Source organism: Lysinibacillus sp. NPDC059133 (genome assembly GCF_042755925.1).
In the GTDB taxonomy this organism is placed as follows: Bacteria; Bacillota; Bacilli; order Bacillales_A; family Planococcaceae; genus Lysinibacillus.
Map to the genome: position 1 here is coordinate 24,077 of NZ_JBHZDH010000021.1, position 7,960 is coordinate 32,036.

The following is a 7,960-nucleotide window of genomic DNA, read 5'->3' on the forward strand; positions in this document are numbered from 1 at the left end:
CGACGGAAAGAACCCGAGTGACGGAAGGAATCGTCGAAGCGACGGAAAGAACAGTCGATGCGACGGATGGAATTGTCGGAGTGACGGAAAGAACCCCCGGAGCGACGGAAAGAACAGTCGATGCGACGGATGGAATCGTCAGAGCGACGGAAAGAACCCGAGTGACGGATAGAATTGTCGGAGTGACGGAAAGAACCCCCGGAGCGACGGAAAGAACGGTCGATGCGACGGAAGGAATAGTTAGAGCGACGGAAAGAACCGAAGCGACGGATAGAATTGTCGGAGTGACGGAAAGAATCCCTGGAGCGCGACGGAAAGAACAGTCGAAGCGACGGAAAGAACCCCCGGAGCGACGGATACCCCGACACCTCAGCTCCCCACGTTATGCTGAGAAACCTTATTATAATTTTCAAACTAATAAAAGGAAAAACAAACAATCCAACAGCCATGATAAAATGAAATAGACAGGAGGCGCACAGAATGAAAATATTTCATACAGCAGATTGGCATTTAGGGAAGCTCGTACAAGGCGTCTACATGACCGAGGATCAACATTATATTTTACAGCAATTTATGCTAGCCATAGATGAAGAAAAACCGGATGTTATCGTTATAGCAGGTGATTTATATGACCGTTCGATGCCCCCGATTGAGGCAGTGAATTTACTAAATGATATTTTAGCGGAAATTGTGCTTGATAAAAAAATCCCTGTGATAGCAGTTGCTGGGAACCACGATAGTGCAGGTCGATTGAACTTTGGCAGTAGTTTAATGAGTGATAGTGGATTATATATTAAAGGCCAGTTTACGAAAGACCATGCACCGATCGTTTTGCATGATGAGTATGGCGAAGTACATTTTCATCTCGTACCATATGCAGAGCCAGCTTCAGTACGGACTATCTTAGAGGATGATTCCATTCGTTCGCATCAAGAGGCGATGGAAAAAATTATCGAACATATTGGGCAAAGTTTAGATCCAACAAAACGCAACGTTTTTGTTGGACATGCCTTTGTGACGAAGTATGGGGAAGAGGAAGCGAATACGAGTGAATCAGAGCGACCTTTATCAATAGGGGGCTCGGATTGCGTAAATGCAGCGTTGTTTAAGTCTTTTCATTACACTGCACTTGGACATTTGCATAAAGCGCATTTTGTGTTGAATGAAACGATTCGATATGCCGGTTCTCCATTGAAGTATTCATTATCTGAGCACCTACATGAGAAGGGCTTTTTAATTGTTGAGCTAGATGCACAGGGAGAAATTACTGTCACGAAGCGTAAGTTTATAGCGAGACGAGATTTACGTGTGGTAGAGGGTTTAATGGATGATTTATTGCAATTACCACCGAGTGATGATTATGTATTTGTACGCTTATCAGATACTACGCCAGTAACTTCGCCGATGGAACGTATTCGTACAGTGTTTCCTCATGCGATGCATATCGAGCGTAAAGCGATACACCAAGAAGTACCACATGAAATTCAAGTGGTTGAGACAGAGAAGATAGAAGACATCGATTTATTCCGATCATTTTTTACAGATATTATTGGCGTACAGCCAGATCAAGATACAGAGCGTCTATTTACAGAGATGCTGCAAGAATTATTAGATGAAGAGCGGGAGACAGTAAAATGAAGCCTTTAAAGTTAACGATTACTGCATTCGGTCCATATAAAAATACAGAGGTTATTGATTTTCAACAGCTTGGTGAGCATCGCCTATTTGCGATTTCCGGAAAAACAGGTGCAGGGAAAACGACGATTTTTGATGCTATATGCTATGCACTTTACGGAGCGGGTAGCGGTGAAGATCGTCAGGATACTGCTATGCTACGAAGTGGGTTTGCAGATGATGATGCGTATACTGCGGTGGAACTCGTTTTTGAAATGCATGATAGGGTCTATCAAATTTTACGTCAGCCAGGTCATATTAAAGAAAAGAACAAAAGTGTTACTGGTAAGAAAATAGAACTGGCTGAAATCAAAGGAGACACACTTGATTATAGTATTGTAGAAAAGCAGCAAACGCTTGAGGTAGATAAAAAGCTACAGGAAATAATAGGCCTCACAAAGGACCAATTTAGTCAAATTGTTATGCTGCCACAAGGTGAATTTCGCAAGCTATTAACCTCAGATTCTACGAATAAAGAAGTCATTTTGCGCAAGATTTTTAAAACAGACCGTTTTGGTGTAATGACAAAAAGACTTGATGCGAAACGAAAAGAAGCGGAAAGTGATCTACTACGTGCGAAACAATTAAAGGAGCATCTTCTTGGCCAAATTGCGGGGGCTTTGCCACAGCGTTCGTCATCTTTATTTACGTGCATTACTAACAATACCGAAAATATGCATCAGCTAAAGAAGGCTCTGGAAGAAGAGCAGACCTACTATACTGAGTGCATACAATTGGAACAGCAACGCTATAAAGAAGCTTATGCGCAACATCAAAAAGAGCAAGAGTTTTATAGTATGGCGAAAACATTGAATGAGCAATTTGATGAGCAAACGAATCGTCAAAACCGTCTGCAAGCATTGTTACAAGAACAAGATGTATATAGCGCAAAAGAACGTGAAATTGCATTAGCAGAGAAAGCAGAACGTCTTGTCATACTTGAGCAACAATGCATCGATTTACGTGCTGAGCAAAATCGTAAAGAACAATCTTTTCAGCAAGCAATGACAGAGCTGCAAAACGCAGAAGCTCAGTTAAAGATAGCACAGGAAAAGTTTAACGTTGAAGAGGCGAAAGAACCTGAACGTCAACACGTTCTACAACAGGAGATACAGCTGCAAGCATTATTACCAACATTCGAGGCGTATGAGAACAATCTGCAGCAAATGCAAATAGCTGAACAATATGTTGCAACAGCAAAGCTAGCAGTAGACGATAATAGTAAAATCGTAGAAACAGGACAAATGCAAGTTCAGCAACTAGCAAAAACAATTGATCAATATGAAAAACAACTTGAGCCATATGAAAGTTATTTAGAACAGCTACCGAAGCTGAAAGAGCAAGTATCATTACTAGCACAAGTTGAAAAATACACGAGAGCAGTTGAAACGACGGAGCAAGATGTAGCCATTACTAATGTCCGTTATCAAGAAAGTAAGCAGGCTCTTCAAAAGCTGGAGCAGCAATGGATTGCGAGTCAGGCAAGTATTTTAGCACAGCAGCTTAAGGACGGAGAGCCTTGCCCAGTATGCGGTAGTACAACACATCTCGAAACACATTCTGAGCAATTAGAGATGATCGAATTAGCACAAGTAGAAACTTTACGAGGAAACGCTACTACTGATGAGCGCAAGTTTTTAGAGAAAGAAGCTTTATTGAATTCTACTAAGCATCTTCTACAAGAGGCGCTAGAACAGTTAGAGACGAATGAAATCGATCGATCGAATCAAGCACAAATTGTAGCTTCCTTACAAAATATAGAACAACAAATTACAATCTTAAAAGTAGTGAGCAATCAATTATCTGATGTACGCTTGCAACAAAAGGATCATCGTGCACGACTGGAGCAGGTACAAGAAAAGCACATAAAACTAGAGCAATATTTAGCTGAAAAGGCGAAGGAATTGACTAAGCAACAAGCAATTGTGGAAGAGCAGCAAAAGCATATTCCAGAAAATCTTAAGACGCTTCAAGCATTGAAGCAGGCGATAGCTGATATAGGTTCACAAAAGGTTGCCTTACAAACTGCATGGAATCTCAGTCAACAAAATCTGCAATCTGCTAAGGAAGCAGCAAATAATGCTAGAATGACCGTAGAAATTGCGAAACAGGCTTTTGAGGAATTAAAGCTGAAAATGGATGAAAAGCGCGAGCAATTTTCAGTAAGTATGACGGAAGCAGGCTTTGAAAGCTATGAAGAATTTGCTACTGGGAAGCGTAGCGTGTTGCAAATAGAAGCTTTACGGAAGGCTTGCAGTGATTATGCATTGCAAATCCACACATTACAAGTACAAATTGCTGAGGGAACGAAGCATCTTAAAGGACAAGAGAAGCAAGATTTAACGGCGATGGAAGAAAAGTTAGAGATGCTTCGTGTCACATATGAGGAAGCCTTTAAAGTATTGCAACAGATCGAAGGATTTGCGAAAGCTTGCGCAGACTTTATCGAAAAAGTAGAGGAAGCGGAGCTGGAAATACGCTTACTTGAAAAAGAAGCGGGACAAGTTAAGGAACTTTATGCAATGTTAAATGGACAAAATGCGAAAAAACTGTCCTTTGAACGTTATATTCAAATCAATTATTTAGATAAAATTACAGAGGCAGCGAATGTCCGGCTTTATCATTTATCTAATGGTCAATTTGAGCTCCGACGTTCAGATCGATTAGAAAAGCATGCTAAGCAAAGTGGGCTTGGGCTAGATGTGTATGATGCCTATACGGATCAATTACGAGATGTGAAAACATTATCAGGGGGAGAAAAGTTTAATGCGTCTTTAAGTCTTGCCCTTGGTATGGCAGATGTCATTCAAAGTTTTCAAGGTAATATCCGCATTGAAACAATGTTTATTGATGAGGGCTTTGGTTCTCTCGATGAAGAAGCGTTAAATAAGGCGATTGATACGCTTATTGATTTACAGGATTCCGGACGCATGATTGGCGTCATTTCACACGTTGCAGAGTTAAAAGCTACAATGCCTGCAGTGTTGCATGTTGAAAAAACAATGAACGGTCATAGTCAAACATATTTTGAAGTGAAATAAAAAAGAGGCGTATTTCCGTTGTATGGGAAATACGCCTTTTATCACTTTTTAGTTACGTTAGGATTTGCTCCTTTTTTTACAGCGATTACTTTTTTTACAATTGGAATAACGATAGGTGCTAATTTAACGGCGGTTTTGACAACTTTAGATACTTTCACAAAATAACAGCTCCTTTTAGTACTATCTGTCCAAGGTTGAATGAAAACTTATCGGATAACGCGAACAGCTTGAATAATATTCCAAATGACGATACCTATTGAAACAAGAATGTAAATTGCGAATGAACCTAACCAAATGATAAGAAAATTACTGCTACCTGAATCTGGTTCAAAAGTGTTGAATGATAAAGTTGAGAAAATAAAGACTGCAAAAAATATAATTCCAAACGCTACTGGGATTAAATGTGATATTAGTGCTCGAATAGAGTGACTCTTTACGTCGCTATCTTTTGTAACAAAGTAAACGACTAATGGCACAATAAAGGGTGCGAATAAAATACTGAGATAACTAAAGGCAGATAAAATTTTTTGGTTCTCCATAGTTGTACCTCCTTTTTTAATATTTACGCATGAAAAACAGCAAAGTTTCAAAAAATTAATGTAGAAGAGGTTGTAATCGTTACAGTGTTTGCGTACAATGAGGTTGTTCAACAAAATTAAGATGTAACGACCACAAGGGGAGCTGATGATGTCAGCTGAGACTGGGCACGAAATGCCTTGACTCTTTGAACCTGTAAGTTAACGCTTGCGTAGGGATGTGGATAGAAACCGACACTTTGACGATGTGAGGCTCTGTCCTGGCATCGTTTTTTTATCTTTATGACGCCAGACAGGGACATATTTGCTCACTGATTTCTATTCCTGTTCTTGTATCCTACATCGGAACAAAGGAGAGAATAATGATGGACAATAAAAAACTTTTAATGCTTGTGGAGATTGCGATATTCGCAGCGATTGGTCTTGTGCTTGATCAGGTTTCCTTTAAAGTATGGGCACAAGGAGGCTCTGTTAGTCTAGTGATGGTGCCAATAATTTTAATAGCATTCCGCTGGGGCCTTATTCCAGGCATGACAACAGGTTTACTCATTGGTGTTATGCAAACAATGTTTGGTGCCTATATTATACATTGGCTTCAAGGAACACTTGATTATGGTGTTGCCTTTACAGTAGTAGGCTTGGCGGCCGTTGTGCGTGGACCAGTGCTTGAGGCTGCAAAAGATTTAAACAAAAAGAAAATGGCGCTTTATATTATTTTAGGAACTGTATTAGCGGGCTTTTTACGTTATGCAGCACATACTATTGGAGGCGCCGTATTTTTCGCAGAATATGCTGGCGATCAAAACGCATGGATTTATTCAATTATCTATAATGGAACATATATGCTACCAGCAACGATTTTAACAGCGATTGTCGGTGTTCTGTTATTTACGGCAGCCCCTCAATTAATGCAACGAAAATCATAACTATTTTGCCCTTCACACGAGTGGAGGGTTTTATTTTATTGTTAGAAATTGAGAAAGTGAAGAAAGGGATTCAACAATTAAGTGAATCAGAAGCTAAAGCCCTTTTATTAATTACGTATGAAAAATTGGATACTGCAATAAATGGAAGTGGCGACGATGAATTTATCCAACAAACGGCAAGAGATTTATATGATTTTTATTTAAAGATTTCAAAGAGTGAAGAATTGAAAAAATAAGAAATCTTTATTGGCTACGAGGGCTTTAGTTCAATAAGAATCAAACAACTTTATTAATGATTTTTAAGTACAAACACCTTTTAAATGTATAGAAATTCATCAACTTTAAAGAGCCTTATTACACTAGATGTAGCAAGGCTCTTATAAAACAATGTTCATAAGAAAAGCCACAAAACGTTGATTTCACAACGTTCGTTTCTAAACTTTCATTTGGGAACGTTATTTGTATGTTTTTGTATAGATTAATCATTAAATCAGTTTCGAATAAATAACCATTGTTAATGGGATTGATGTAACCATAATACAAAATAAAATAGTTAAAACTTGTGTGGCACTTAAAGTGTTAGGTTCTAGTGCTCCAACTATTAGAAATAGAATTGTAATTGCCGCAAATAACGTAAAATAATTTGCTGTCATACTCTTGCCTATAATTTCTTTTGTACGCTCATCTTTTGGATATAAATGTGGTGATAAATATGCCATCATTAATGCACTTGTTCCTAAGAAAAAACACATAATGGCTTCTGAAAATTGACCATTTACAATATCTGAGTAATTTAGATAAATCCCCATTGGAATCATAATAATAGCTAAAAATAAGAATGCCAACTGATTTTTACGTGCTTTATTCATTCAAAATCCCCCCCTCATATATAAATATATCTTCAATCTTACAGTTGAAAATTTCTGCTAATTTAAAGGCTAAAATAATAGACGGGTTATATTTCTCTTTTTCAAGTGAAATGATGGTTTGTCTAGAAACAGAAAGTTTTTCTGCTAATTGGTCCTGCGTCATATTATGTTGAGCTCGTAAAACCTTAATATTATTTTTGATAGTAAAGCCCCCTTTAATGTAAAGTTAGTTTTACTTTAAGTAAAGTTTACTTTACATTCTTATGAAAAACAAGTTCCAAAAGCGTCGTTTGGTAACAATTCTTTCCTTAACGTTGTAAATCCGAATAAATCTGACGAGACCCCAATAAATAGTTAAGCTTTTATAAATTTGATGACTAATGGCTAAGTAAAAACCCCCCCGACAAATTCAATAAATTGAATTTTTGTCGGGGGGTTAATTAGTCTTCTTAAGAAAACTAATACCCTAATTAACTAGCGCATTTAGCTGAACACCAACCAACCGAAAAAGCGCAAGTATAACAGCCTAAACATCCAATAATTGTAGCGCAAGAACAACAAGAACAACAAGAACAACAAGAACAACAAGAACAAGTATAGCTGTATTCGCGATATCACAAATTTTACGCTCAAAGTAAAATTTTAGACATCCTTAAAGGTTTACTTAAGCTTTTGAGGAAGGTATCATTCTCTGCGCGAAAGCGAAGCGTCAGAGACAAAGTGACCAGCCGGAACGGAAATCAACCTCACGTTATGGTGATGAGCCTGTTTTCAGCACTTTACACTCTATGATGGCATATAATATTTAAAGCGTTTAGCGTTTTATGTATAAAAAGTTATGTTATATTAAGTAGTAGATATTAGATGAAAGGGACGTTAAAAATGATTGTAAAAACGCAAGAAGAGATTGAAGC

At 38.2% G+C, this 7,960-nt stretch carries 7 protein-coding genes and 1 riboswitch; of the genes, 4 read left to right on the forward strand and 3 right to left on the reverse strand.

All coding sequences use genetic code 11. The features are described 5' to 3' along the window. The first annotated feature begins 480 nt into the window (after positions 1-480). Both ACFXN8_RS13025 and ACFXN8_RS13030 read left to right on the forward strand, forming a co-directional pair. Complete coding sequence (locus ACFXN8_RS13025) at positions 481-1,638, forward strand: exonuclease SbcCD subunit D (RefSeq protein WP_386845583.1); 1,158 nt, start codon at positions 481-483, stop codon at positions 1,636-1,638. Then, positions 1,635-4,715, forward strand: a complete 3,081-nt coding sequence (locus tag ACFXN8_RS13030) for an AAA family ATPase (protein ID WP_386845585.1) — start codon at positions 1,635-1,637, stop codon at positions 4,713-4,715. Before ACFXN8_RS13025 ends, ACFXN8_RS13030 begins: the two co-directional genes overlap by 4 nt. Before the next feature lie 206 nt (positions 4,716-4,921). Here ACFXN8_RS13030 and ACFXN8_RS13035 read toward each other — a convergent pair whose 3' ends face one another. Next, on the reverse strand, positions 4,922-5,254 hold the full coding sequence (locus ACFXN8_RS13035; protein WP_376073087.1) for a magnetosome magnetite crystal formation protein family: 333 nt from the start codon (positions 5,252-5,254) through the stop codon (positions 4,922-4,924). Positions 5,255-5,379: 125 nt separating this feature from the next. After that, positions 5,380-5,487: riboswitch (TPP riboswitch) on the forward strand. A 129-nt stretch (positions 5,488-5,616) separates the two neighbouring features. Here ACFXN8_RS13035 and thiT point away from each other — a divergent pair. After that, entirely contained in the window at positions 5,617-6,177 is a 561-nt protein-coding gene (gene thiT / locus ACFXN8_RS13040; protein ID WP_376073209.1) for an energy-coupled thiamine transporter ThiT, read from the forward strand. A 38-nt stretch (positions 6,178-6,215) separates the two neighbouring features. Next, complete coding sequence (locus ACFXN8_RS13045) at positions 6,216-6,413, forward strand: hypothetical protein (RefSeq protein WP_386845587.1); 198 nt, start codon at positions 6,216-6,218, stop codon at positions 6,411-6,413. Between the two features lie 249 nt (positions 6,414-6,662). Here the strand turns inward: ACFXN8_RS13045 and ACFXN8_RS13050 are convergent, their stop codons facing one another. Both ACFXN8_RS13050 and ACFXN8_RS13055 read right to left on the reverse strand, forming a co-directional pair. Beyond that, the gene (locus ACFXN8_RS13050; RefSeq protein WP_386845589.1) at positions 6,663-7,046 is read right to left on the reverse strand and encodes a hypothetical protein; all 384 of its coding nucleotides are present in this window, start codon (positions 7,044-7,046) and stop codon (positions 6,663-6,665) included. After that, complete coding sequence (locus ACFXN8_RS13055; protein WP_386845639.1) at positions 7,039-7,248, reverse strand: helix-turn-helix transcriptional regulator; 210 nt, start codon at positions 7,246-7,248, stop codon at positions 7,039-7,041. Before ACFXN8_RS13055 ends, ACFXN8_RS13050 begins: the two co-directional genes overlap by 8 nt. Between the last annotated feature and the right edge of the window lie 712 nt (positions 7,249-7,960).